At 69.0% G+C, this 26,314-nt stretch carries 11 protein-coding genes and 1 pseudogene; 3 read left to right on the top strand and 9 right to left on the bottom strand.

The window, feature by feature from the left end; genetic code table 11:
• Positions 1 to 25: 25 nt before the first annotated feature.
• Positions 26 to 2,821, bottom strand: coding sequence for a bifunctional acetate--CoA ligase family protein/GNAT family N-acetyltransferase (locus AC4F3Q_RS06165; RefSeq protein ID WP_491039203.1), 2,796 nt, complete (start codon positions 2,819 to 2,821; stop codon positions 26 to 28).
• 136 nt (positions 2,822 to 2,957) lie between these two features.
• Here AC4F3Q_RS06165 and AC4F3Q_RS06160 point away from each other — a divergent pair, with 136 nt between their 5' ends.
• Entirely contained in the window at positions 2,958 to 5,420 is a 2,463-nt protein-coding gene (locus tag AC4F3Q_RS06160) for a DNA gyrase/topoisomerase IV subunit A (RefSeq protein ID WP_491039202.1), read from the top strand.
• 103 nt (positions 5,421 to 5,523) lie between these two features.
• Here the strand turns inward: AC4F3Q_RS06160 and AC4F3Q_RS06155 are convergent, their stop codons facing one another.
• Positions 5,524 to 5,886, bottom strand: coding sequence for a hypothetical protein (locus AC4F3Q_RS06155; protein ID WP_491039201.1), 363 nt, complete (start codon positions 5,884 to 5,886; stop codon positions 5,524 to 5,526).
• A 127-nt stretch (positions 5,887 to 6,013) separates the two neighbouring features.
• Here AC4F3Q_RS06155 and metH point away from each other — a divergent pair, with 127 nt between their 5' ends.
• Together metH and AC4F3Q_RS06145 are read left to right on the top strand one after the other, a co-directional pair.
• Positions 6,014 to 9,562, top strand: coding sequence for a methionine synthase (gene metH, locus AC4F3Q_RS06150; RefSeq protein ID WP_491039200.1), 3,549 nt, complete (start codon positions 6,014 to 6,016; stop codon positions 9,560 to 9,562).
• Positions 9,563 to 9,584: 22 nt separating this feature from the next.
• A pseudogene (locus AC4F3Q_RS06145) lies at positions 9,585 to 9,698 on the top strand (IS30 family transposase); the annotation flags it as partial.
• A 45-nt stretch (positions 9,699 to 9,743) separates the two neighbouring features.
• Here AC4F3Q_RS06145 and AC4F3Q_RS06140 read toward each other — a convergent pair.
• The 7 genes from AC4F3Q_RS06140 to AC4F3Q_RS06110 all read right to left on the bottom strand — a co-directional run bounded on the left by AC4F3Q_RS06140 (position 9,744) and on the right by AC4F3Q_RS06110 (position 25,638).
• A complete protein-coding gene (locus tag AC4F3Q_RS06140) occupies positions 9,744 to 10,112 on the bottom strand; it encodes a hypothetical protein (RefSeq protein ID WP_491039199.1) in 369 nt (122 codons plus the stop codon).
• Positions 10,113 to 10,552: 440 nt separating this feature from the next.
• Positions 10,553 to 11,278: a DISARM system phospholipase D-like protein DrmC gene (gene drmC / locus AC4F3Q_RS06135; protein ID WP_491039198.1), complete on the bottom strand. Its 726-nt coding sequence runs from the start codon at positions 11,276 to 11,278 to the stop codon at positions 10,553 to 10,555.
• Positions 11,275 to 13,365: a DrmB family protein gene (drmB, locus tag AC4F3Q_RS06130; protein ID WP_491039197.1), complete on the bottom strand. Its 2,091-nt coding sequence runs from the start codon at positions 13,363 to 13,365 to the stop codon at positions 11,275 to 11,277. The genes drmC and drmB overlap by 4 nt, the downstream gene beginning before the upstream one ends.
• Positions 13,362 to 17,060, bottom strand: coding sequence for a DISARM system helicase DrmA (gene drmA / locus AC4F3Q_RS06125; RefSeq protein ID WP_491039196.1), 3,699 nt, complete (start codon positions 17,058 to 17,060; stop codon positions 13,362 to 13,364). The genes drmB and drmA overlap by 4 nt, the downstream gene beginning before the upstream one ends.
• Positions 17,057 to 21,133 (bottom strand): Eco57I restriction-modification methylase domain-containing protein, encoded by a 4,077-nt coding sequence (locus tag AC4F3Q_RS06120; protein ID WP_491039195.1) that lies wholly within the window; start codon positions 21,131 to 21,133, stop codon positions 17,057 to 17,059. Before AC4F3Q_RS06120 ends, drmA begins: the two co-directional genes overlap by 4 nt.
• A complete protein-coding gene (drmD, locus tag AC4F3Q_RS06115; RefSeq protein WP_491039194.1) occupies positions 21,130 to 24,282 on the bottom strand; it encodes a DISARM system SNF2-like helicase DrmD in 3,153 nt (1,050 codons plus the stop codon). The genes AC4F3Q_RS06120 and drmD overlap by 4 nt, the downstream gene beginning before the upstream one ends.
• A gap of 180 nt (positions 24,283 to 24,462) precedes the next feature.
• On the bottom strand, positions 24,463 to 25,638 hold the full coding sequence (locus tag AC4F3Q_RS06110; protein WP_491039193.1) for a DNA cytosine methyltransferase: 1,176 nt from the start codon (positions 25,636 to 25,638) through the stop codon (positions 24,463 to 24,465).
• Positions 25,639 to 26,314 lie beyond the last annotated feature (676 nt).

Genomic DNA, 26,314 nt, shown 5'->3' with positions numbered 1-26,314 from the left:
CATCCCGTGCGGGGTGGCTCGTGGATCACCCGGGCATCGCGCGTCTGGACTCGTCAGGACGCTGCCCGTGGGCGAGCACCGCGCGGGCGGCGAGGACGTGCGCGCCGTGCGGGGAGACGACGACGGGGTACAGCTCGAGCGAGCGCAGCTCGGGGACGTCGTCGGCGAGCCGGGCGACGCGGGCGAGGACGTCCTCGATCGCGGGGACGTCCATGGGGCCGATGCCGCGATACCCGAACAGGCGTGGGGCGGCGCGCAGGGAGCGGACCATGTCGGCGACGTCGCGGTCGGTCAGCGGCGGGATGCCGTAGGAGACGTCCGCGAGGAGGTCGGTCGCGTCGCCTGCGAGGCCGAACGAGACGACGGGGCCGAAGAGCGGGTCCTCGGTCGACCGGACGACGCACGCGACTCCCCCGGTCACCATGGTCTGGACGTCGAGGGGCGCGGCCTCGCCGAGGAGCCGTGCGGTCTCGGCGGCCATGGCGGCGTAGGCGGTGCGCAGCTCGGCGGGGTCGGTGATGCCGAGGCGGACGCCGCCGAGGTCGGCACGGTGCCGCAGCGCCTCGGCGGTGCTCTTGAGCGCGACGGGCCAGCCGAGCGCGTCGGCGGCGGTGACGGCCTCGTCGGCCGACCCGACGGTGCGCACGGGCACGACGGTCAGGCCGTAGCAGGCGAGCAGCTCGTCGACACGGTCGGGGGCGAGCGGGAGGTCGACGTCCGGTGTGGCGTCTGCGAGCCACGTGTCGACGAGGGTCTGCGCACGGTCCGTGTCGGCGTCGGGCTGGGCGAACGTGCCGAACCCGTCGCGCCGCCACGCGGCGTACCGGGCGACGGCGCCGAGGGCGCGCACGGCGTCCTCGGGGGTCGCGTAGGCGGGGACGTGGACGGTCGTGCCGTCGGGGGCGGTCGCGGCGAGCTCGTCGACGAGGCCGTGCCGGCCGAGCACGCTCGCGACGGTCGTGCGCCCCGTGCGGGCGGCAGCCTGGGCAGCGGCGCGGGCGAGCGGGCGCTGCGCTCCCCCGAGCACGGGGATCTCGACGACCACGACGGCGTCGCAGTCGGCGTCGAACACCTCGTCGACGACGCGCGCGGCCTGCGCCGCGTCGTCGCTCTCCGCGACGACACCCGTGCGCGGGAGGACGGTGAGGCCGTTCGCGGCGGCGGCCTCGGCGACGAGGGCCGCGAGCGCGACCGAGGACGCGACGACGCCGACGCGCCTGCCTGCGGGCAGGGGCTGGGTGTCGAGGAGCTGGGCGACGTCCATCATCTCGTGCGTGTTCTCGGCGCGGATGACGCCGGACTGGCGGAGCATCTCGTCGAGCGTGCGCCGCGGCGCGAGGGTGGGGCGGACGGCATGGCCGGGCGGGACGACCTGTCCCGAGCGTCCGGCGGTCACGACGACGACGGGCTTGCGGGTTGCGAGGCGCCGGGCGATGCGGGAGAACTTGCGCGGGTTGCCGATGGACTCGAGGTAGAGGCACGCGACGTGCGTGTCGTCGTCCTCGTGCCAGTACTGCATGAGGTCGTTGCCGGAGACGTCGGCGCGGTTGCCGGCGGACAGGAAGCTCGACAGGCCGAGGCCGCGTCGGGCGATCGTCGCGAGGAGCGTGACGGCGGTGGGTGCGGACTGGCAGAACACGCCGATGCGTCCGGGCGGGGGCGGGGCGGTCGCGAGGGTCGCGTTGATCGTCACGTCGGCGTTGGCGCGCAGGAGGCCGTAGGAGCCGGGCCCGACGACGCGCATCCCGGCGGTGCGGGCGGCGCGCAGCAGGGCGCGCTGGCGTTCGAGGCCCTCGGGACCGACCTCGGCGAAGCCTTCCGAGAAGAGCAGCAGGGCGTGCGTGCGCAGGCGTGCGAGACCGGGAACGGCGGCGACGGCCTCCTCGGGCGGAGCGGCGAGCACGGCGAGGGGGCCGCGCCCGTCATCGGGCGCGTTGCCCTCGCGGGCGTCCGCGAGCGCGGCGAGAGTCTCGTGATAGCTGACCTCGTCGGTCGACCAGAGCCGTGCGGCAGGCGGCAGGCCGACGACGTCGATGCGGGGCCGCTGCGGCCCGTCACCCTCGGTCCCGCGCTCGGTGAGGGCGCGCGACGCGACGAGCGCCTCGATCGCCCGCTCGATCATCTGCGCGTCCGCCGACCCGGGCCGCGTCGTCGGCGACGCGACGACCACGACCGACGCGACGTCGAACAGCGTCTGGATGCTGCGCGCCTCCGCGCGTCGCTCCCGCTCCGCCATCACGGACCTCGAGCGCTCGGTCGGGTCGAGGTCGATCGTCACCATGTACACCTCGTCCTCGAGGCGCTGGGTGAGGTCGTAGCCCGCCTCGCGGAACACGGCGAGCATGCGCGTGTTCTGCGGGAGGACCTCGGCGGAGAAGTGGCGGATGCCGCGCTCGCGGGCTGCCGCCGCGATGTGCTCGAGGAGCACGGAGCCCAGGCCGCGCCCTTGGACGTTGTCGGCGATGTTGAACGCGACCTCGGCGCTGTCGGCGCCCGTGCGGTCGTAGCGTGCGACGCCGATGATCCGCTCCCCCGTGTCCTCGCCGCCCAGCGGGGCGGCGACCGCGACGAGCGCGGCACGGTCGACGTGGTCGACGTGCGTGAACCGCGCGAGGTCCTTCTCGGGGAGCCTGGGCAGGGGCGCGAAGAAGCGGAAGTAGATGGACCGCTCCGACTGGGCGACGTGGAACGCCTGCAGCGCGTCCGCATCCTCGGGCCGGATGGGACGCACGTGCGTCGTCGAGCCGTCCCGCAGGATGACGTCGGCCTCCCAGGCGAGCGGGTAGGCGCTCGCGGGGACGTCGTGCGCGTCGTCGGTCACAGTCCCAGGCTAGGGCGTGCGGCGCCCGCGCGGCGCGGCGGTGCTGTCTCGGCGTGGCTGTGCCGGAGCATCGGCGTGCGGCGGCGACAATGGACCCGATCCCCTGTCCCGCGAGATACCCGGAGCGCATCGCCCCATGGCACGCAAGACCGCGACCCTCGACGCCGCCGACGACTTCACCGAGAAGATCGTCGACATCGACGTCACGGCGGAGATGGAGGGCTCGTTCCTCGAGTACGCCTACTCCGTCATCTACGCGCGCGCCCTGCCGGACGCTCGCGACGGTCTCAAGCCAGTGCAGCGGCGCATCCTGTTCCAGATGGCTGATATGGGGCTGCGCCCCGACCGGCCGTACGTGAAGTCGGCGCGCGTCGTCGGCGAGGTGATGGGAAAGCTGCACCCGCACGGTGACTCGGCGATCTATGACGCGCTCGTGCGTCTGACGCAGGACTTCACGCTGCGCCTGCCGCTCGTGGACGGGCACGGGAACTTCGGCTCGCTCGACGACGGCCCTGCGGCCGCCCGGTACACGGAGGCGCGTCTCGCGACCGCTGCGATGGCGATGACGACGGACCTCGGCGAGGACGTCGTCGACTTCGTGCCGAACTACGACAACAAGCTGCAGCAGCCCGAGGTGCTGCCGGCGTCGATCCCGAACCTGCTCGTCAACGGGTCGTCGGGCATCGCCGTCGGTATGGCGACGAACATGGCACCGCACAACCTCGTCGAGGTCATCACGGCGGCGCGGCACCTCATCAAGCACCCGGACGCGGACCTCGAGGAGCTCATGCGCTTCGTGCCGGGGCCGGACCTGCCGGGCGGCGGCAAGATCGTCGGTCTCGACGGGGTCCGCGACGCGTACCGCACGGGTCGCGGCTCGTTCAAGACGCGCGCGACGGTGCGCATCGAGAACGTGACGCCGCGCCGCAAGGGCATCGTCGTGACCGAGCTGCCGTACCTCGTGGGGCCCGAGAAGGTCATCGAGAAGATCAAGGAGGGCGTGCAGTCCAAGAAGCTCTCCGGCATCACCTCGGTGCTGGACCTGACGGACCGCACGCACGGCCTGCGCCTCGTCATCGAGGTGAAGAACGGGTTCAACCCGGAGGCGGTGCTCGAGCAGCTGTACAAGTTCACGCCGATGGAGGACTCGTTCGGCATCAACAACGTCGCGCTCGTCGACGGGCAGCCGCGCACACTCGGGCTGCGCGAGCTGCTGCGCGTGTGGGTGGATCACCGGGTCGACGTCGTGCGGCGTCGCTGCACGTACCGGCTGGCGCGGCGCCAGGAGCGCCTGCACCTCGTCGACGGTCTGCTCATCGCGATCCTCGACATCGACGAGGTCATCCAGGTCATCCGCTCCTCAGACGACTCGGAGGTGGCGCGTGCGCGGCTGCGCACGGTGTTCGACCTGTCGGAGCCGCAGGCGGAGTACATCCTCGAGCTGCGGCTGCGTCGCCTGACGAAGTTCTCGCGCGTCGAGCTCGAGACCGAGCAGGCGGCGCTGCGCGCGGAGATCGCGGAGCTCGAGGAGATCCTCGCGAGCGAGACGCGCCTGCTGAACGTCGTCTCGGACGAGATGGCGGCCGTCGCGAAGGCGTACGGCACGCCGCGCCGCACGGTCCTGCTCGAGTCCGCGGGCGGTACCGCGCTCACGGGTGCGAAGGGTGCGCCGTCGTCGGCTGTGCCGCTCGAGGTCGAGGACTCGCCGTGCTGGGTGCTGCTCTCGGGTACGGACCTGCTCGCGCGGACCGCGACGGGCGACGAGCCGGTGCGTGACGACGAGCGCCGCGCCCACGACGCGCTGTCCGCCGCAGTCGCGTGCACGGCGCGCGGTCAGGTCGGCGCCGTGACGAACCTCGGTCGGGTCGTCCGCGTGGACGTGCTCGACCTGCCGACGCTCCCGCCGACCGACGGCGCGCCGTCCCTCTCGGGTGGTGTGCCCGTCTCCGAGATCGTGGACCTCGCGTCGGGCGAGCGTGTGCTCACGCTCGTGTCGCTCGACTCGTTCGCGCCGACGATCGTGGTCGGTACGCGCGACGGCGTGGTCAAGCGCGTCGCGCGTGACGACGCGCCGAACCGCGACTCGTGGGAGGTCATCACGCTCAAGGACGGCGACGAGGTCATCGGTGCGGGCGCCTGCACGGACGACGACGACCTCGTGTTCGTCTCGACCGACGCGTCCCTCCTGCACTTCTCCGCGTCCCTCGTGCGCCCGCAGGGCCGCGCGGCCGGCGGCATGGCCGGCATCCGACTCGACGACGGCGCCCAGGTGCGGTTCTTCGGCGTCGTGCCCGCGGGCCTCGCGCCGACGACCGCCGTGGTCACCGTGTCGGGTGCATCCTCCGCGCTGCCCGGTACCGAGGCCGGCGCCGCGAAGGTCACGCCCTACACCGCGTACCCGTCCAAGGGCCGCGCGACGGGAGGGGTGCGCTCGCACCGCTTCCTCAAGGGCGAGGACACGCTCCTCGTGGCGTGGGTCGGGCCGCAGCCGCCGCACGCCGTCGGCTCCGGCGGGCAGGCGCTCACGCTGCCGGACGTCGACGAGCGCCGCGACGGATCCGGGACGCCGCTCCCGGCCCCGATCCACGCGATCGGCTGAGAAGGGACCCGACCCGGGGGCCCGGGACCTCCGGGTCCCGGGTCCTCCCGACTCTCCCGGTCCCCGATCCCCGACCCCCGACCCTTCGGGCCGAGAAAGCGCACTATCTGTCGCTCTGGGCGACAGATAGTGCGCTTTCTTGGTCGTAGGGGTGATTCGGGACCGTGCGGAACGGGGGGACGAACGCCCGGAGAGCGGTCGCGAGCACGATCACCGGCACGCTGAGGAGCACCGACAGCCAGAAGTTCGACAGGAACGCGTCGCGGTCGGTGCCGAGCATCGTCGCGCTCGCGACGGCGACGAGCGCCGCCCACGTGAAGAACGCGGAGACCGGCAGGGAGATGACGCCGCGGAGGCGCGTGACGAGCACGTGACCGAGGAGCGTGACGACAGCGAGGGCTCCGACGATCTCGCCCCAGCCTCGGAGCGACTCGGCGGTCGGCACGAGCGCCTCTCCCCCGGTCATCGCCACGATCGCGCCGGTCAGCGGCGTCCCAGGGCCTTACAGACGGGGCACGGGCGTTCGTGCGACGTCCGGCGTCGTCCCGTGGACACCCCGTCTCAAGTCCGCGACGCGGTCCTAGACTCGCCGCATGCTGACCGCGCGCGCCCAGTCCTTGAAGTCCGCCCTCGCCAGCCGGGTCGTCGTGGCCGACGGCGCGATGGGCACGATGCTCCAGGCTGCGGACCTCACGCTCGCGGACTTCGAAGACCTTGAGGGCTGCAACGAGATCCTCAACGTGACGCGCCCCGACGTCGTCGAGTCGGTGCACGACGCGTACTTCGCGGTCGGCGTGGACTGCGTCGAGACGAACACGTTCGGCGCGAACTGGTCCAACCTGTCGGACTACGACATCGACGACCGCATCACCGAGCTCGCTGAGGCGGGCGCGGTGATCGCGCGGCGCAGCGCGGAGAAGCACACGGCTGCGGACGGGCGGGAGCGCTGGGTGCTCGGCTCGATGGGCCCAGGCACGAAGCTGCCGAGCCTCGGCCACACGACGTACGCGCACCTCAAGGACACGTTCTCCCTCCAGGCGGAGGGCCTCGTCCGCGGCGGTGCGGACGCGCTGCTCATCGAGACGGCGCAGGACCTGCTGCAGGCGAAGGCCGCGATCAACGGTGCGAAGGCCGCGATGGAGCGCCTCGGGACGCACGTGCTGATCTTCGCGCAGGTGACCGTCGAGACGACGGGCACGATGCTCATGGGCTCCGAGATCGGTGCGGCGGTCACGACGCTGCGCGTGCTCGGCGTCGACGCGATCGGCCTGAACTGCGCGACGGGCCCGGCGGAGATGAGCGAGCACCTGCGCCACCTGTCGAAGCACTCCCCCGTGCCCGTGACCTGCATGCCGAACGCGGGCCTGCCGGTGCTCGGCAAGAACGGCGCGGAGTACCCGCTCTCCCCGGCGGAGCTCGCGGCGGCGCACAAGCAGTTCGTCGGCGAGTTCGGCCTGTCTCTTGTGGGCGGCTGTTGCGGTACGACGCCGGAGCACCTGCGCGCTGTCGTCGACGCGGTGGGCGGGGCGCCCGTCGTCGCGCGCGACCCGAAGCCTGAGCAGGGCGTGGCGAGCCTGTACTCGCACGTGGACTTCGACCAGGACGCGAGCTTCCTCGCGATCGGTGAGCGGACGAACGCGAACGGGTCGAAGGCGTTCCGGGAGGCGATGCTCGCGGGCGAGTGGGACGAGTGCGTGCGCATCGCACGCGACCAGACGCGCGACGGCGCGCACCTGCTCGACGTGTGCGTCGACTATGTGGGCCGCGACGGATCAGCGGACGCGCGGGAGGTCGTGTCGCGGCTCGCGTCGGCGTCGACGCTGCCGCTCGTGCTCGACTCCACGGAGCCGGAGGTGCTGCGGGCGGGGCTCGAGCTGGTGGGTGGGCGCGCCGTCGTGAACTCGGTGAACTTCGAGGACGGCGACGGCCCTGCGTCGCGCTATGGGCGGATCATGCCGCTCGTGAAGGAGCACGGTGCGGCGGTGATCGCGCTGACGATCGACGAGGAGGGCCAAGCCCGCACCGCGGACCACAAGGTCGCGATCGCCTCCCGGCTCATCGACGACCTGGTCGGCACGTGGGGCATGGCGGTCGAGGACATCATCGTCGACACGCTCACGTTCCCGATCGCGACGGGTCAGGAGGAGACGCGCCGGGACGCCATCGAGACGATCGAGGCGATCCGCGCGCTCAAGGCGAAGTACCCGGGCGTGCACACGACGCTCGGCGTCTCGAACGTGTCCTTCGGCCTCAACCCGGCCGCGCGCACGGTCCTCAACTCGGTGTTCCTCCACGAGGCAGTCGAGGCGGGGCTGGACTCGGCGATCGTGCACGCGGCGAAGATCCTCCCGCTCGCGAAGATCCCGACCGAGCAGCGCGAGGCCGCGCTCGACCTCGTCTGGGACCGGCGGCGGTACGACGACGCGGGGAACCTCGTGCATGACCCGCTCGCACACCTGCTCGACCTGTTCTCCGGCGTCGACGCCGCGTCGATGAAGGACCAGCGCGCTGCCGAGCTCGCGGCGCTGCCGCTCGGTGAGCGCCTCGCGCGTCGCATCGTCGACGGCGAGCTCAAGGGCCTGTCCCACGACCTGGACGCGGCGCTCGCGGAGGGGTGGAAGGCGCTCGACATCGTCAACGACCACCTGCTCGAGGGCATGAAGGTGGTCGGTGAGCTGTTCGGCAAGGGTGAGATGCAGCTGCCGTTCGTGCTGCAGTCCGCGGAGACGATGAAGACGGCGGTCGCGTACCTCGAGCCGCACATGGAGAAGGTCGTGGACGCGTCGGGGGCGTCGGCGAGCAAGGGCACGATCGTGCTGGCGACGGTGCGCGGAGACGTGCACGACATCGGCAAGAACCTCGTCGACATCATCTTGACGAACAACGGCTACACGGTGATCAACATCGGCATCAAGCAGTCGATCTCCGCGATGATCGACGCCGCCGAGCAGCACGGCGCCGACGTGATCGGGATGTCCGGGCTGCTGGTGAAGTCGACGCTCGTGATGAAGGAGAACCTGCTTGAGCTCAACGCTCGCGGGCTCGCGGGCAAGTACCCGGTGATCCTCGGCGGCGCGGCGCTCACGCGCACGTATGTCGAGGACGACCTCGCGGACCTGTACGAGGGCGAGGTGCGGTACGCGAAGGACGCGTTCGAGGGGCTGCGGCTCATGGAGCCGCTCGTGCGCGTGGCGCGCGGTGAGGCGCGCGACGCCGTCGGGCTGCCGCCGCTGAAGAAGCGTCGCCACGCGGTGGTGACGCCGACGTTCACGGACGACGCCGACCTGCCGGCGCGCTCCGACGTCGCGCTAGACAACCCGGTGCCGACGCCGCCGTTCTGGGGCACGCGCGTCGTCAAGGGCGTGCGCCTCGCGGACTATGCGGCGTTCCTGGACGAGCGGGCGACGTTCATGGGTCAGTGGGGGCTCAAGCCGTCGCGGGCCGACGACGCGCTCTCGTACGCGGAGCTCGTTGAGACGGAGGGGCGGCCGCGTCTGCGGGCGTGGCTGGACCGGATCGTCGCGGAGGAGATGTTCGAGCCGACGGTGCTGTACGGGTACTTCCCCGCGTACTCGGAGGGCAACGACGTGGTGGTGCTGCACCACGACGGGCCCGACGGCGGGTCGGGCGGCGAGCCGGGCACGGAGCGGATGCGGTTCACGTTCCCGCGGCAGCGGCGCGACCGGCACCTGTGCCTGGCCGACTTTGTGCGGCCGCGGTCGTCGGGCGAGGTGGACGTGCTGGGCGTGCAGCTCGTGACGATCGGCGCGCGCGTGAACGACTTTACGGCGGCGCTGTTCGCGGAGAACAAGTACCGCGAGTACATGGAGCTGCACGGGCTGTCGGTGCAGCTGACCGAGTCGCTCGCGGAGTACTGGCACTCACGAGTGCGTGAGGAGCTGGGGTTCGGGGCGGAGGACCCCGCTTCTTTGGACGGGATGTTCAAGGTCGAGTACCGGGGTGCGCGCTATTCGCTCGGGTACCCGGCGTGCCCGGACATGGAGGACCGGCGGAAGGTCGTCGAGCTGCTGCGGGCTGAGCGGGCTGGGGTGGTGCTGTCAGACGAGCTGCAGCTGCACCCCGAGCAGTCGACGGACGCGTTCGTGTTCCACCACCCCGAGGCCAAGTACTTCTCGGTGTAGCGCTACCGCAGCTCGCTGCCGCCAGCCCTACCTCACCGCCATCGCCGAAGAGCTCAACGAACCGCCCCGAGCGAGCCTGGGCTTCCTGACCCCACGCGAAGCCTTCGAGAGGCGCCTCGTTGCCTCGAGACCTTGACGCCGCCCCCCCCGACTCCGCCGGGAATGGGCCCCCGCCCGCTAGTCAACGCCGTGAACTCCAGCGGTAGAGGGGCGTGGGGACCGACGTCTCGGCGCAGAGGGCCTTCAGCGACTTGTTCCATTCGCGGATCGCAGGCTTCCAGATCTCGTCGTACCGCTCTAGCGATGACTGCTTTGTCGGGCCATAGGCGGTCGATAGCGTCTGGCAAGCCCGATTGATCGCGTCGGCGGCCGCCTGGAGTCTCTCAAACTCCGCGTCGAGTTGGATCTCAGCACCTGGAGCCCCCACAGCCAATCCGTCGACGAGAGCAGCCCCCAGGTCCATCACCGAGTCAGCGCCAAGTTGGCACTCCCAACTTTCGGAGCCCACTTCGCGTGCGACGGCAACGTAGTCCTCGATCGTGCCGATCATCTGGCCTGGGACTGGCAGCGCAGGGTCCAGGTGCTCGATGCAAGTCTGACTTGCTACGGCAAGGTTCGCCACTTCCGCTTCCGCTCGAAGCACTGCTTCCGCAGCCGCCGCCTGCTCTTGGCGCTCTTCCTCCGCCTTACGCTCCGCAGCTTTGCACGCCTCGGCGGCTTCGCGCTCCGGTGTTCCCTCGGGCAGACGGAGTTCCTACATCTGCGTCGTCCTTCTTCATCGCGAGAAGGACAGCCTCCGCGTCGGCAGGAACGCCGGGGCTCGACACCGACTCCTGTCCGACGACCACCCAATTGAAGTCCATGAAAATTACACGGTCTTCGAGGCCATCCCGCGACACCACCTTGTCGAATCCTGCATCACGCACAGCCATGGCTCTCGCGTCGCGAAACTTCGCCTAGAGCGGCAATCGAAGTCGGCATGCCCTCCCGCTAGGACATTTCCCGAAGACTCCCCGCTGCCATGAGGTCAGCGAACCGTCGGACGATCTGACTCGCAACAGAAGGGTCCTGCACCAGGAGACCGGCCTCAAGGTTCTGCTCAACGGCCGCATACGACAGGTTGGCGCTGGTCACGAGGGCCAACCGCCCGTCGATGACCAGAACCTTCGAGTGCTGCATCCGTGGCAGCCCCGTATCGGCGTCGTAGAAGCCGAGAACCCTTGCTCGAGGCACAGCACCGCTGATGGCGTCCGCGCAGTCCGTTCGCTGGCTTACGTCGGCGACGACAGTGATCGCGACCTTGCGTTGAGCGGCTCGTACGAGTGCCTGGACGAACGGCGCGGTCGCCGAGCCCGAGTACGTGGACGCCAATACCGATTCCTCCGACTCGTCGATCAGGCGGACGATCGCGGAGGTCGTGCGGATCGAGTCCCCCGGCAGCTGTGGTCCGCTCCAGACGAGAGTCGGCGGGTCCGGGACACGTTCGGCGGTCGCGGCCATCGCTCGCAGGGTGGCGGCGACGGCCCGCCGGCTACCGAATGCCCCGAGCACGTCCCGTACCAGGACCTCGGCATGCTCTCGCTTTTCTGTCGCCAGGCTCCGAACGGCCCGACGGGGCACGCCGTCGATCACGAGGCTGTCGGCCACCCGGCGCAGCTCAGTGGGGGCGAGCAGCGCACCGAGCGGCTCCAGCTGCGCAAGACCCGAGTCCGTCATGCCGTGATGCCAGCCATGAGCCCTTGGACGCCTGACGACGCAGGCTGATCTGGATAGAGGGTCAGGATGAATCGGCGGTCGAGGAAACGGTTCGCGTTGTCGCACGAGGTCTCGGACAGGAACGTGCAGAAGTGGCAGGCCGCTCCGTGGAGGAAGTCCTCCTGCCCGCGAGGTACGCGGTGCGAGCACACAGGGTCAGAGGAGCACCTCGATGCCCGCGCGAGTGCGCGCGAGACAAGTTTGGCCATGGCCTCGGGTGATGCCTGCTCGACCAACCCGCCGAGGGTTCCGTCGCTGTCGGGCGAGGTCGTCGAGATGAGGAATCCGGCTGCGGGCTCGTGGTCACCATCCCCTCGCCATGCGTAGATGCGCTCGGAGAGCGACGCGGACCCGTACCCGGCGTCCAGCGCCATCTGCCTGATCACCAGATGGGCGAGGGTGTGGACAGCCCAGTATCGAGGCTGCTCGAGTCTTGAATCCACATCGACGACTGCGGCGGAGGTGCTCGTGCGGCGCAGGACGTTCCGCCGATGAGCCTCGCGATGGGCGTCCCAGAGGCCGGAGTCGAGCACGGCGTCCTCCCAGGGGCCGACGACGTCCTCACGTAGCCGGACGAACACGCCTTCCCCGTGGTCCTCCGTCGCGGGAACCCACGTGGGCCGCTTCCGCGCCAGTGGGGCGAGGCGCTCTGGAGCGTCGCCGATGCGTTCGAACGCATCAACCCGGGTAAAGCCGACGAAGGCGTTGACCTTCTTCAGCCGGTCGACCGCCGCCACGGTCTCGATGACCGGCGACAGGCCTGCGGGCACCTGCACGTCCCTGATCCGGAAGTCGCTCTCGCGTGCGTGCTTGGCGAAGTCGGCTGGACGGATGAGCGTGCGCCACTCGGGGGCGCGGAGCTCGACAGGGCTGTATGGCGTTGTGCGACCGGAATCGGCGGCGCCGCTCGCCGCAGCGAGCGCAATGGCCTCCCAGACCATCGCGTCGGGCACATCGCTCAGGTCGAGCCCGTTGTTCCGCACGAACATCTTGAACATCGGAATCGCGCTCTCGGTTGTCACCATCGCGCGGACTTCGGCAGACACCCCCAACAGGCGTTGGGCCACATCGGCCACGCCGAGCTCCCGGCTCTCGGGCACGACCAACAGGCTGATGGTCGCGGGGAACCACTGGTTGGCCGCCCCGAGGAGCATGAGCTTGGTCTCCGCCCCGCACTTCTCAAATGTGCCGAGGTGGGGGTGCCGGCCGCGGCAATGCGGCATCCGCTCGGCCCCCGCCGTGCCGGTGAGCTCGCGCATGCTCCTGGTCTGCCCGCACGCGACACACGTGACGCGGACCTCAGGTCCGATGTTGCTGCGCCACTCCAGCATCCGCAGCTTGGTCGCGGGGTTGCTCACCCCGGGTGCCTTGTCGCACGTCCAGCTCCCGCCGTGGGACCGGTGAACGAACGCGGTGTAGGGGAACTCGTCGAGATGCCCGTTGAGGCATGCCACGAGGTAACGCGCGGGGACTGCCACGCTCTCTCGGGGTTTGCCCGCGTTGTTCCGGCCCTTGCACTGCTTGTGAACGAAGCGCGCCTGGTCCGGTCTCATCCCGATCGTGTTGAGGAACGTGAACGCTCCACCCTCGCCCTCGAAGGGCGCCAGCAGGTCGCAGCCGGTGCAGCGCAGCCACCGCGGGAACGCCGTCGCAGGCACCCCGACTCGGGGCACCTCGCGTGGGCCGACCACTTGACGGGGCGGCTTGCGGAGCTCGCGGACCTGGCGGCCGAGCTGCGCCTTGACGGCTTCGACGAGTCGGGGCTCGAAGACCTGAAGAGCACCGCCCATCTGGGCGTACGCGCGCTCCCAGGAGTCGAGTCCCTGCGGCATGACCGCGATGTGGGGCAGGTCGACGGAGGCTCCGATACCGGCGGTAAAGAGCAGTGCGGTGGGACGCAACGACCCGACCCGTCCGAAGTTCTTGGGCTTGACCTCGTCGGAGTGTTCGAACGGATCGACGACGTCCGCGGTGGCCACGTACGACGTCTCGTCATCCGGCTCGCTCGACCCACCGGCCGGCGCAGCCGCGTCCGCGGCCTCACTCATGCGTCCACCTCCGAGTCGAACACCCAACCTGGGGCGCCCGGGGGGTCGGTCTCGGCGATCCGGTCGCCGTAGGAACGCACCACGAGGCTGATCTCGGGCTGGACCTCGCGCATCGAGTTCGCCACGCGGAGGTAGACGTTGTCGCCGAACGCCGGACCGTCCTCCGGACTCCTGAGCAGGGTGTCGCCTTTCCCGGTGTAGGTGATTGCCGGGACAGCCTTCGCTTTCCTGTACCAGGCGTCGAGGCGACGGGTGAGCTTGTCCCTGATCTCCTGGACACGGTCGTCAGCACCCGAGCTGGCGGCTCGCCGCGCGATCACGTCGACCAGGTGCTCCAGGGTCGCGAATCGCGAGGTGATGCTCCACGCTCCTTCCTGGGGCGAGAAGGAGTTCGGGTGCCCCACATCGAGCACCCTTGCGATGGAGACGAGCACGCCGGTCAGGCCTCGTTCCAGGGAGCTGTCCGAGTAGGGGGTGACGGACAGGGCTTCGACATGCGCGTAGAACGTCCGGTGATCGTGTTCGAACTGCTCGTAGTGCGCCATGTCGCGGGGGCGGGACCGGTTCGCGAGCGTCACGACGAGTCCGGGCTTCGCCGAGACACGGCCGACGCGCGACGAGGCCTGGATGTACTCGGCGGTGTTCTTCGGCTGGCCGACGACGAGCATGAGCCCGAGGCGTCCGACGTCGACCCCGACCTGGAGCATCGAGGTGGCCAGGACGACGTCGTAGGGCCGATTACCCGCCCGTTTGCGGACGGTCTCCCCGGCCTTGCGAAGCGCTACCTGCTCGCTGTGCGCCTGCGTGGTGTCCCACGCCGGGTCGAACGGCACCGACAGTCGATCGAGGGTCTTGGTGATCTCCATCGACGAGACGCGCGAGGTGAGCTCACCGATTTCGAGACCCCAGGTACCTCGCCGGGGGTAGCCGCTGGCGTTGTCGGGGTTGGTGATCCGGGTGGTGACGTCGTCATCGAGGTAGCGGCGCATTCCCGCGAGCTCGCGTGTGGCGCTGAAGTACCCGACGAGCGTCATGTACGGGTCCGCCGCCTCGCCGTGGGCATCGACGAGCTTCTGGCCGGCGAGGAGCAGGATCTCGCTCACCCTGATCTCCGCGAGGGTCAGCTTGGCACCGTGCGCGCACACCCCGAGGTAACGCCGACCCGGGTGCTCTGCGGAGATCGGCACCTCCTTGGAGAAGTACGTGTCCGAGATGTCGAGCACCTGCGGGGGGAAGATCTCGATACCGCGCCCGTAGAGCCGTCGCACCTGCGCCTCGGCATTGCGGCTCGTCGCGGTGGACGCCACCACGAGCGGACGGACCGGCGTGGCGGGCGCGAGGTCGGTGCCGGACTGCCAGCTGCAGAGCGTGTCGACGGCGACCTCGAAGAGGCCGACGGCAGTCCCGAGGGCGCCGGTGATGAGGTGCAGCTCGTCCTGGATAATCAGGTCGGGTGGGCGCAGACGGCCCGTCTTCTGGATGCTGACCTTGGGGAGGGCGCCGGCCGCCTTGTGACTGCTACCTGTGCATACGGCCGTCGGTGTGTCCGGGTGCCGGTAGCCGTGGCGCGGGCAGCGCTCGGCCACGTGTCCGAAGAGACTGGCGGCCTGACCCTCGCGCGCGATCCGGGCGAACTTGTCCACCGTGGCCAGCAGATACGTCGGGGGATGGCGGTAGATCTCCTCGTCGACGGTGAGTACGGGGAGCCCGTCCTCGACGGCGCCTCCTTCGGCAAAAGGGCATTCACTGCCCAGCTTGGCCCCGCAGTGGACGAGGATGCGACGACGCGCCTTGTGGAGACGGATGTGCTGCTTGGGCGAGATGGGTGACCCGCACCAGGGGCAGCGCTGGAGCTGCAGGACCGTGACCCCGTAGGGGCGCCCCTCCGTCGCCAGCGCCGCGGTGATCTGCTCCTCGGCCTCGGTGAAGGACTTCGGGCTGACGTTGCTACCCACCCACAGCCCGATCCGGAAGGGCTCCGTGCCCCACGTCGCCGGATCCTCGCGGCGGACGATCTCGGCGGCACACACCAGTGCCGTAGCCCGCTGGAACTGCTGCGTCGTCAGCAGGCGCAGGGTGTAGCGCATGAGCACCGCGACCCCGTCGCGGCCGTCCAGCGCTCCGTCGGGGGTGGTGACGACTCCCTGAAGACGACGGATCGCGAACGTGTAAGCCGCGAGGCCCAGGTAGGCCTCTGTCTTGCCGCCACCGGTCGGGAAGAAGAGCAGCTCTGCGCGCGCGTCATCGCTGCTGCGTCGCAGGGAAGTCGGATCGGTGAGAGCCGGGAGCTGCATGAGGATGAAGCCGATCTGAAAGTGCCGCCAGGACGCCGCGCTCTCGCCCTTCTCCGTGACCCGTTGGAGGGCAGCAGTGATGCCCAGGCTCGCGTCCTCGGAGCGCGTCTGGGCGACCTGGCTGTGGACGCGCTGGTCCGCCATGACCCGGTTCATGAACTGGAACGCCCGGAACGCGTCCGGATCCGAACCGAGAAGTGCGAGGCCCTCATCGAGTCGATCTGCGGCGAGGCCTGCGTCCTCGATGGCCACCTCGGCCACGACGCGCAGGTGCTGCGGCAGTCTCGTGGCATCGGCTGCACGTTCGGTGAGCCACTTCCGGTAGCCGGCGATCAGTGGCGTGAGGCCCTCGACCACCTCCGGCTGGGATGCCGCGGCGAGCCGTTCCATCGAGAGCAGCGTGCCGCTGACGCCCGACGCGATCGTCTGCGGGACCTCCGCCTCCGGCACCCAGGTGGTACGAACGCGGTTCGCGGTCCGCGCGCCCTCGACGAGGTCAAGACGCCAGAGTCCGGCACTCTGGGGATCCACGGTTGTCCAGGTCGCGGAGCAGGTGCGGCCCATCACGAACTCGAGCCGGTCGCGGTACAGCAGCTCGAGTCTCTCCTCCTCCTCGTCCAGCCCCGGCGGCAGTCCGTCGAGCGGGTCGTGGATGGGGAGGAAGATGTTGCTCCCGTCGACCGCAGCCACCTCGAGCTCCGCCTGGAAGAGCCACTCACGAGGCGGGAGGTTCCCGTCGGTGACCCTCCGGTTCTGCAGGGCGACCTCGACGATGAGGGTTCCGTCCCCGTCGGGCAGCACCTCGACGCTCACCGAGACCTCGACAGCGCCGTCGCGTTCGAGGACCGGCAGGTCGAGAGTGGCCCCTGGCTCCAGGCTGCCGCTGGGGACGACGACCGAGGGCTCGTGCGGGGTGCGGTCGTAATAGGTCCTCGTGCGTCCGTCGTCGTCCGTCTCGCGGCGGGGGCCATACTCGCCCCACCGAGCAGTGAGTGCGAGGCCCGGGCCGCCCCGAGCGACCCGGAACCGCAGTCCCATCGACGACGGGGCAATGAGCTTGGACGTGGGGCCCTTGTCGTCAGCCTCCGCTGGGTCGTCGGACTCGGCCACCTCGACATCAGAGGCTTCCGGAACGCCGGCGCTCGACTCGTCAACGGGTGTCAGCAGCGGCGCGTCGGCGGAGCGCATGTCCGCCACATCGGTGCCGCTGAAGGCCACCGAGCTCTCGACCGGGGCGGCCGGATCGACCTTGACGGGGGCGAGCGCACCGGCGAGATAGCGACCGCGGGGATTTCCCACGACGGCTTCGGACGGCCCGTCCCAGGGCCCGACCAGGTCAGCAACCAGCAGCCTGTGCAGCTCGTCCCGGACGTCAGCCGACGTCGCAGCGGCCTCGCTCATGCGTCCTCACCTTCGGTGTCCTCCAGGTCATCCGCACCATCGCCGGACGCACCCACGTTGCCCTGACGCGCCGCCCGCCGATGGTTCTCCTCGAGTAGTCGGTCGAGAAGCTCAACCCGCGCCGCCGGGCTGATGGTGAAGCGCTCCATCTGACGGTAGGTGTGGAAACCGTGACCAAGCGAGATGTCAGACCAGCCATAGGCGTCCGCGACCGCCTCGTCAAGCTCGACCTGTATGGACCGGAGGCGTGCAACGTCGGGATCGTCGACAGCGGAGTCATTGACGAAGCCGTAAAGTTTGGTTAGGCCAAGCCGTCGCCGCCCCATAATCTCGGCGCGCTCGCGATCGAGCGCATGACCAGCGCCCTCAAGCCGCTCCGTGATCGAAGGACGCGGAAAAGTCTCGAAAACGTCGGATATCGTGTAGCGAGTTGCGGCGTCGAGACTAGAACCCCAACGCATTGCCCAGGACTGATGCAAAGACGAAGAGAGCAGGGCTAACGAACCCCAGTCGCGCAATAAAAACACACCGATCGAGTTGCTGAATACGGCATTCGCACTCAGCCGGACGGGCGCAAGAGTGTCGCTTGTCAGGACGATACATATGACAAAGTCTAGGTCCTTAAGTCCAGCATAGAGTCCCCGACCCCTTTCGGCGAAAAGCCACCATCGCTCGCGGTACTGCTTCTTCTTCCCCCCATCCCGAGCCGGCTTCACCATTCGCTCAACCCGTTCAAGAGCGGCAGGGTACCGTCGCGCCTCGATTAGGCTCATGTCGCGAAAGTCAATGACCTGAGACGAGGGACCAGGCTGTGGCGCCTGGTTTATATCAGACCCTCTGACGTACGGCCTGCAAACCTGGGCAGAGTGCGGATCCCGACGAATCATTTCCCCAAACTCGGCTTCCGATAAGACGAATCCTTGCCCCGACAGAATGGAGCCCATAAAGCTGAGGTTGGCATTCTCGGCGAGTTGAGCTGGAGCGCCGTGAATGCGGCTCCGCGGCTCAAGGCTTGAGTTTATGCTTGAGACGATACGTCCGTCGCAAACGCGTACAGCGGTCTTTGAGACACTCGATCGAGTGGCCCAGAGAATGGAAACATGCACACTTGCCTTGGTCGGCCACTTGCGCCGTTTCTGCGCCCTCACGATCTCGACTCCGTCGGAAAGCAGCGGCTCCAAAACCACTCTGCGCGCCTCGCCCTCCGAGAGCGACTCGGAGGCTATTAAACCGAATGTGCCGGAGTGCCTCAAGAGCCCCACCGCGCGAAGGACGAAGTAGCCGACCAGGTCGGCTTCCCCTTTTCGAGCATTTGCGATCGTGTTAACGATGAATTCTCTAAACTCGCTGCCGTTTACTCCAGAGATCTTCTTGCCACCTAGGAAGGGAGGATTCCCGACGATCGCATCGAACCCCCCGTGCTCGATCAAGACATCGGGCACGTCGATCACCCAGTGCAACGGCTTCCACCGGTCGTAGTCAGTCTCGACGCTCGGCGTAAGCCCGCGGTCGATGACACCGTCGAGCATGGCGCGATCACCGAGGTCCGCACGCATTAGCGCGAACGAGAGGTGCTCGTATGCCTCATCTAGCGCCCGACCTTTCTTGCCGCTGAGCGCCAGTCCAGCCGCGATGACGCCGTCGGCGACGGTACGAAGCTCGGCCAGGTTGTCGTCGAGCTGCTTCATGAGTTGGCGCTTCGCGCGTGTCGAGCGCATGGCGTCGCGCTCTGACACAGGCGAACTCAACTGGTGCCGTACATCGGTCGCACGTTGGATCGCGAGGTCGACATCCACTGTAAAGCCAGGGTTGCGCAGCCGCGCAGGCGTCGGATCGATGTGCAGGCCTCGGAGCTGACGCAGTTCGGTCAGACCGAGCAAAGAGTTGCCACAGAAGATCTTGTCATCGACGAACGAGAACGGTCGGTCCGGATCGAGAGACACCAACCAGAGCGAGAGCTTGCACATCTCGACGGCCATCTGGTTGATGTCCGCGCCGTACAGACAGTGGGCGATGACCTCCCTGCGCGCTTCGGTCTTCCGACGCCGGCGCAGCTCGGCGGACGCCTCGTGCCGCGTGATGTCCTCGTCGTCCCACGCCTCGAGCAGCCGCGCGCCCAGGTACCGCGCAGCTGCGACGAGGAAAGCGCCCGAACCCACGGCAATGTCCGCGACCTTGAGGTCGAGGATCTGCGAGGAGGAGATGAGCCTCCACTGGGTCGTGTCGTCGGTCTGGAGCGGACCCGGCGCGTAGACGAGCGGCTCAAGCGCATGGAGCACCACTTCCTCCGCGAGCGAGCGGGGCGTGTAGTGCGCACCGGACGTCGACCGCGAGCGCGTCTCGATCACAACGAGGCCGCCGGCCGGCACGACGTACGGCAGCCCCCGGGAGTCGAGCCGCATGAGCTTGTAGTAGCCCACCAGCTCCTCGACGATCGGATCATCGCCAACGACGGGCCGCAGCCGGCGGCGGCCCTCGTCCTGGGTCGTCGTCTCACCGCTCTCGGCATAGGCCTTGGCAAGCTGGCGCGCCGTGCGCGTCTTCGCCCCCGGCTGGTCGTCCTTGACCCACGCGATGAGACGCTTAGCAAAGTCGTCGGCGTCCTCGTCGGCCAGGTCGTTGAGCTCGTGGAGGACGTCGAGCGCCACCTCCGGCTCGGATCCGGACGGGCCGTCGAGGCCCACGAGGATCTCGTCCGTGTAGCGGGCTGAATAGCCGAGCAAGCCCTCGTACACGTAGCCGATCTGCTCGACGTCGAGCTCTCGGAATGAGACCTGACGATCCTCCCCACTCACCTGGGCGTGCTGGACGGAGCGCAGCACGTAGAACATCACGCGATCGTCGACGAGCACCTGGAGGCCGCCGTCGCTCTCGTTGACGGCGGTGAGCCACGGGAACCGGTCCGGATCGAAGAGTGACCCCCCGTAGGCGGGCATGCGCAGGTCCTCGAACGTCGCGCCCTCGTACAGCGCGCGGCTCGTCGCGAGCAGGCGGTGCCACGTGTCGTAGGACGCGCCCAGCGCCTCGTCGCCCTCGACGCCCACGGCGTAGCGGCGCCGTTCGTCCAGTCGGTCGAACACGTCCGAGATGGCGTAGGCCTCCCGGTAGAGCTGCTCGGTCGGGAGCAGCTCGTTCGCCTCCGCGAAGAGCAGGAAGATGATCCGCATCATCGAGGTGACCGCGGCGTCGTAGACCTGGTGCCCGTCAGCCGGTAGCGGTGAGACCACACCGTCGGCGAGGGCTCGCAGGTGCGACGCCGAGAAGGACTGCACCAGAAGCTCGACAGACGCGCGAACCTGGTTGCCCAGGGCGTCGGTGATCTCTTCGGCGCTGGCAACGCTCGCCTCAAGGAGCTTCGGCAGGCGCCGGTCGGTCGCACCGCCAGCGAGGGACGTCAGGCGCGCTAGCGCCCAGAAGGCGTCACGGAGGTCGGGTTCCTCACGGAACAGCGCCCCGTCGAAGACCCCCGAGCCCGTGCTCCCCTGGGCGCTCTGCCAGACGAGCGCCCACCAGCGCCCATCGGTGACGACCGCGACCGGTACGCGTTCAGCGCCGGCCTCGCCTGACGCACGGAGAAGGGCGGCCGCGCGGTCGATCGAACTAGCTGCCCATCCGTCAGCGCCGGGAGCGGCGAGATCCTCCGTGGGATCGACCACCAGCAGCAACGCTGCCCTGGTCCCGCCCACCGCGAGCAGTCCCGTGCTCGGCACCGTCACCGTGTGGTCGAGGTTCGATGCGTCGACCCTGGCGTCGGTGCTCAGGTAGTCACCCCATTCGAGGACATCGGTGAGCATGGTGCTCACCCAGGTGTCGCGCGCGTCGAGGTAGCTGGCGAGCGGAGCACCCTGCGTCCGATTCGCGGTGCGCATCCACGTCGTCCAGGACTTCTCCCAGTCGCCGAAGCCCAGACGGAAGGCTGACCGCACGTCATCGACCGAGCTGTCTGGACGCGGGAGCCCGGATGGGAACTGCGCCTTCAGTGCCGGGCGCGCGAGGAACGGGCCCTCCGTCTCGACGAGCTCGAGCCAACCGAAGAAGTCCTCGGCTCGGCGGTGGGGGCGGCGTGGTTTCACGGGGCGACCTTCTCGGCATCGGCAGGAGTGAGGGCGAGGATCAGAGCCCCGTTGAACACATACGGCGTGGGGCGGGCGTAACGGGTGGCGACGGCGTCCCGCTCCCGGGTGCGCTCCTCAGCGAGGACGTCGAGCCGGCGCTGCACCTCGCGGATGTCTCGGCGACGCTGAGCCGCACTTCCCTCCGGCTCGAAGAGCGTCTCCTCCGCCTCCCGGGCCTCTCGCTCCATGCGGGCCAGTGACCTCGAGAGCGTCTCTGCGAAGCGATCGAACGTCCCGTCCACACGTGCCAGATCTGCCTCGAGCCGGGCGTCGAGGTCAGCAGCCAGCTCTCGCAGGCGCCGCTCCTTGCGAGCCTCGACGGCGTGCTCGACGCGGGCCCGGAGCCCGTCAGCCTCCTCGGCCTCGGCGTTCCACCGCTCGACGATCGGCCGCAAGGTGTCCAGCGCGACGGGCACCAGGTCATCACCGTCGAGGGTGGCGGCGAGCAGGTCCTCGGAGAGCTCGCCTCCGAGCTCCTGACGGCGGCGAAGGCGCGTCCCCGCGAGGAAGACCTCTTCGTGCAGGCGCGTACCGCTGGCACCGACGAGCACGAGTCGCGCGACCGCAGCCACGAACGAGTCGCGCAGATCGGGTACGACCACGGCCGTGACGCGATGGATCGACGGTCGCGGCTGCCACAGCTCCTGCCGCAACGTGCGGGTAGCCAGCTGGACCAGCGGGTGGCCGAGGTGGGCGTGGACAACGTCGGTACGCCCGTTCGCCACCGACTCCGGCGCGAAACTGATCGGTCGACGGCTGCCGGTCAGCGGGTCGTCCAGGTCCGAGGTCACCAACTGCCAGCTGGGTCCAACGCTGCGCGGGACCGAGTAGACCGGCGCGTCGGTGCGGTCGTCGCCCACCTCGTCTAGCCGTGGCTGGTTCTGCAGCTCCAGCGCGGTGTCGACAGCTCGTCGCACGTTGGCCGGGTGCAAGTGAAGGCGATTCCGTGCGGAACCAAGCTCCTCCACGATGCGAGTCAGCTCACCAGAGAGGCGACGCTCGCCCCCGAGCATCTCGTTGACGGCTCTCTGGGACGTGTCCGATGACGCACGTGCGGGCCGGGCCGTCCGACCGAGCAGCTGCCGCTCGATGTCGGGCGCGAGGACCGGGTTGGCCGAGCCCAGGTCCGCACGGACGCTCTGCATCTTGTCCGTGAGGCGACGGAGGAGGTCCATGTCCTTCGCGAGTGCGGACGTCCCCGACTGATCGGCAGCGAAGTGCCAGGCCACGGGCGTCTGCGTCTGGCCGTAGCGGTCTATCCGCCCGATGCGCTGCTCGAGCCTGTTCGGGTTGAACGGCACATCGAAGTTGATCAGCCGGTGGCAGTAGCGCTGCAGGTCGATCCCCTCACCGGCTGCGTCCGTGGCGAGCAGGATCCGCACGGGGTGCTCGGCCGGGTCCGCATTGAATCGGCGGCGGATGTCCTCGCGCTCCTCCTGCGGGGTCTGCCCATGGATCACCGCCAGACGCTTCGAGTCGTACCCCGCGCCGGCGAGCACGGACTGGATCCACTCGAGTGTGTCGACGTACTCCGTGAACACGACGACGCGCTCGTTCAACCACTCACCGTTCGCACGGACGGTGGCGTCGAGGAATGTCATGAGCTCACGCAGGCGGGAGTCGGGTGCCGCCTCGTACCTCTCCCCCCATGCGATGAGCGCTTCCAGCTCTGCGACATCCTGGGCAGGCATCTCGGGCAGGACACGGCGTGTGTCGAGCAGGGCGTCCTGCTCGGGCTGCGTGTCGCGACCCTCCTCGTCATCGGCCGCGTTCTCGCCCAGCACGTCGTCGTAGTCGGGAAGCGTTGGGTCCCGGCCGTCCCGCCGCGCCTCGAGGTACGCGCTCGCTGTCTTGGCGAACGACCACGGCGAGGACAGAAAGCGCTTCTTGAGCAGCAGGGCTGCGATATCCGACGCGTTCCCGTCACCGGCGCGCGCGGCGCGCTCTCGCCGTCGGATGAGCTCGACGAGCTGGTCGTAGGCGACGGCCTCGTCGTCAGACGGCGTGTACGACAGCACCTTGACCTGCCGCTCGCGGAAGCGACCGTCCTTGAGGTCAGTCTTCAGGCGTCGGACGGCGACCTCACCCAAGGCGACCGGGTCGATCTCGGCGCCGCGGGCAAAGCGGTGCTCGTCCACCATCTCGAGGAGTGCAGTGAAGGACTCCTGGTACCCGTTGTGCGGGGTGGCGCTCAGGAACAGGCGATGCTCCGACATGCGCGAGAGCTCTCGCACGGCAAGGGTCCGCTGCGAGTCGACGGCGTAGACGCGCTTCTCCGACGTCCGCTGCGGAGCCGATGGCGCGACGTGGTGCGCCTCGTCGACCACGAGCACGTCAAAGGCGAAGCCGTCCGTCGAGGGCCGGCGTCGCGCGACGTCGAAGGCAGCCTGGAGCAGGCGTTGCGCCCGCGCCGTGGGGAGCCAAGACATCGACACGATCACCCGCGGGAACAGGACGAACGGGTTGGCGTGGACGCCGTACCGACGGCGCACCTCACGCATGGTGTCGGAACTGATGACCTCGAAGGAGAGCCCGAACTTCTCCGCCATCTCGTCGCGCCACTTGAGCACCAGCCCCGCAGGGCAGACCACGATCACCGAGCGCGCGCGATGACGGAGCAAGAGCTCCTGCACGACCAGGCCGGCCTCGATCGTCTTGCCGAGTCCCACGTCGTCAGCGAGCAGCAGGTTCGTCCGCGGCGAGGCCAGGGCGCGACGCAAGGGCTCCAGCTGGTACGGCTCGACGGTCGCGCCGCTGCGGAAGGGTGCCTGGTACGCGGTCGGGTCTGCGGACGTGACGGCACCCCAGCGCAGCGCGTCGACGAACGCCGCGAGCGTCGCCGGGTCGTCGATCTGCTCGGCGTCCAGCGTGTGCGGGAGACCCCGCTCCGGAACGAGGTTGGTCCCGGCCTCGATCTCCCAGACGACCCGAAGCTCATCGCCGAACCGGTCGTCACCCATGGCCTGCAGGGTCACGGCATGCTGGATCGTGGATGCGCCGTCGTCGGCGGAGGACCTGGGAAGGCCCTGAGCTGTGACGTCGCTGACCACCCAGCGAGCGCCCCGGGCATCGACGAGCTGACCGACCTCTGGTAATGCTGATCGCACGGCATCTGGTCCTTCGTCGGATTGGCTTTCGACCCAGACCCTAGTGCTCCTCGGCACGTCCAGGGAACACCGACACATCGAAAGAAGGGAAATCACCCTGCGAGGACGTGCGCCTAGTCCACAGCCGAGATGAGGCTCGACAGACCAGAAACCAAGTCCCGTGCGTTCAAGTCCCCAATGTCACGGGGCCTGCAGAGCGATGTGATCATTCAACGCGCTGAGGAAGTCTTGTCGGTAGCGGAGACGGCTGCGTACGAGTCGATCCCTGAATCCTCGCGTCGCACGGTAGGAGAGAGGCTCCGCCCCGTACAGGCTCAGGACTTCGGCTAGGTCCTGCTGCTGGTTGGGCGAGGGCCGCCGGGGAAATTCTGAGACAGCGGCTGCCCATCGCGCGCCCTCCGCGCCGCGAGCTGCGGTCGGCCATGACTGCCCATCTCGGAAGGGGGCCTCGTCCCAGCCCCCTGGCTCAGCTTCGTCGCGTCGGGCGAGCTGGTGGCCCACCCACTCAGATACGCGCGTGCTGACGGCGTTGCCCACGAGCTTCCACCGATCACGCTCCGGAGCGGCGGCAGTCCACCCGGGATCGAACCCCTGAAGCACCTCCGCAGCCTCGATGCTCGGTCGCACGATTCGCGCGCCGTGAGGTGAATCCTGTAGCCATACCGCTGGTGGACTTGGCACTCGCGCAGTGGAGCCACCCTTCAAGGTGGGCACCGCACCGACGGCCCATCCCAACCCGGAGTTACCCTCGGTCCACGAGAAGCCGTACGCACTCGCATCAGATGGCCATACCGGCGCCCCGGCGTCCTCTGAGAAAAGTAGCGGCGAAGGGTCATGCGTCGCCGAGGCGACCAGGATCACCCGCCGGCGCCTCTGAGCAAGACCGGTGAATCGAGAATCGAGCACACGATAGGCCCACGCGTAGTCCGCCGCCTCAAGCTCCTCGACGATCCGCTCCATCGCGCGACCGCCGCTGAGATGCAGCATATTTGGGACATTCTCGAGCATCACCCAGGCAGGACGATGCTCTCGCACGCGCCGGAGCACGTCGAGCACGAGGCCCGACTGGAGACCATCAAGTCCACGCATCGTTCCGGCCTGACTCAGGTCGGTGCAGGGGAAACCCGCGGTAAGCAAGTCAGCGCCGCCAAAGCCAGTGAGCGTACGGACGTCGTCGTGAAGTGGGACGTCAGGGTGGTGGGCCTGTAGGACGTCGCGTGCCGGACCCCAATGTTCGCAGAGCGATTCCACGCTCGCAGCGCCAGCTCGGGCGAGGCCAAGCTCGATACCGCCGATCCCGCTGAAGAGAGAGGCAGTCGAGAGCACACGCGCTCTGGTGACGATCTGGGCTGGCATGTGTTGGATCTCGCGAGTATCTCGATGGTGAGGTGGACAGGTCTGACGTGCGGAGGACCCGAGGCTCGGCCGCGGGGCCAAGCGGATCAGCCTCGACTCGGCATCTCCGGTCGCCGCGGGGTGCCCTGTCAGGTTAGCCGAGCGTACGGCGTCACGATGCGGGGAAGCCACCGCGCCTTCTGTAGCCGCGGCCCGAAGTTCCCGGCATCAACTAATGGGCGAGGCTGCGAAACCGAAGAGGCGCACCGAGAGCGCCTGAGTCGGACGTTGCCCTGTGTGGGCCGCTGCTCGACCGGCAGTTCGCAGAACGCGATCACGTCGGCGGGGCGCTACTTGAGGGCCGGCCGAGATCGTGAGCTCGCGTAGCGCGACCGAGGACGGCGAACGACGCGTGCAGGCGTGCCGCTCCGCGGTCAGTCGGCAGGTGAGCCCCACGTCGGCGTCCGGGCGACGCCATCGGCGCCGCACTATCGACAGAACGCCTCATCCACGTGCGCGCCCACCCGGCACTCCTGCACCGGATGGGGGCTCATCGCATTTGAGGGTGTAGTAGGGGTCTGAAGCCGCCGGCTTCGAGCAGTGATCGAGCGATGTAGTTCGTGAGGTTGCGGAAGCCGAGGGCTGAGCCGCGTAGGTGTTCGAGTCGGCCGTTGAATCTCCTATGTCTGTCAAGACC

This window comes from Flavimobilis sp. BM9, assembly GCF_058313055.1.
Note: the sequence above shows the minus strand (reverse complement) of the source record. Positions and strands in the feature narration are given on the sequence as shown.

What these genes read in the sequence shown, in the direction of transcription:
- AC4F3Q_RS06160 (WP_491039202.1), top strand. Translation starts at nt 2,958, where the DNA reads ATGGCACGCAAGACCGCGACCCTCGACGCCGCCGACGACTTCACCGAG.
- AC4F3Q_RS06155 (WP_491039201.1), bottom strand. Translation starts at nt 5,886, where the DNA reads ATGACCGGGGGAGAGGCGCTCGTGCCGACCGCCGAGTCGCTCCGAGGC.
- metH (WP_491039200.1), top strand. Translation starts at nt 6,014, where the DNA reads ATGCTGACCGCGCGCGCCCAGTCCTTGAAGTCCGCCCTCGCCAGCCGG.
- AC4F3Q_RS06140 (WP_491039199.1), bottom strand. Translation starts at nt 10,112, where the DNA reads ATGATCGGCACGATCGAGGACTACGTTGCCGTCGCACGCGAAGTGGGC.
- drmC (WP_491039198.1), bottom strand. Translation starts at nt 11,278, where the DNA reads ATGACGGACTCGGGTCTTGCGCAGCTGGAGCCGCTCGGTGCGCTGCTC.
- drmB (WP_491039197.1), bottom strand. Translation starts at nt 13,365, where the DNA reads ATGAGTGAGGCCGCGGACGCGGCTGCGCCGGCCGGTGGGTCGAGCGAG.
- drmA (WP_491039196.1), bottom strand. Translation starts at nt 17,060, where the DNA reads ATGAGCGAGGCCGCTGCGACGTCGGCTGACGTCCGGGACGAGCTGCAC.
- AC4F3Q_RS06110 (WP_491039193.1), bottom strand. Translation starts at nt 25,638, where the DNA reads ATGCCAGCCCAGATCGTCACCAGAGCGCGTGTGCTCTCGACTGCCTCT.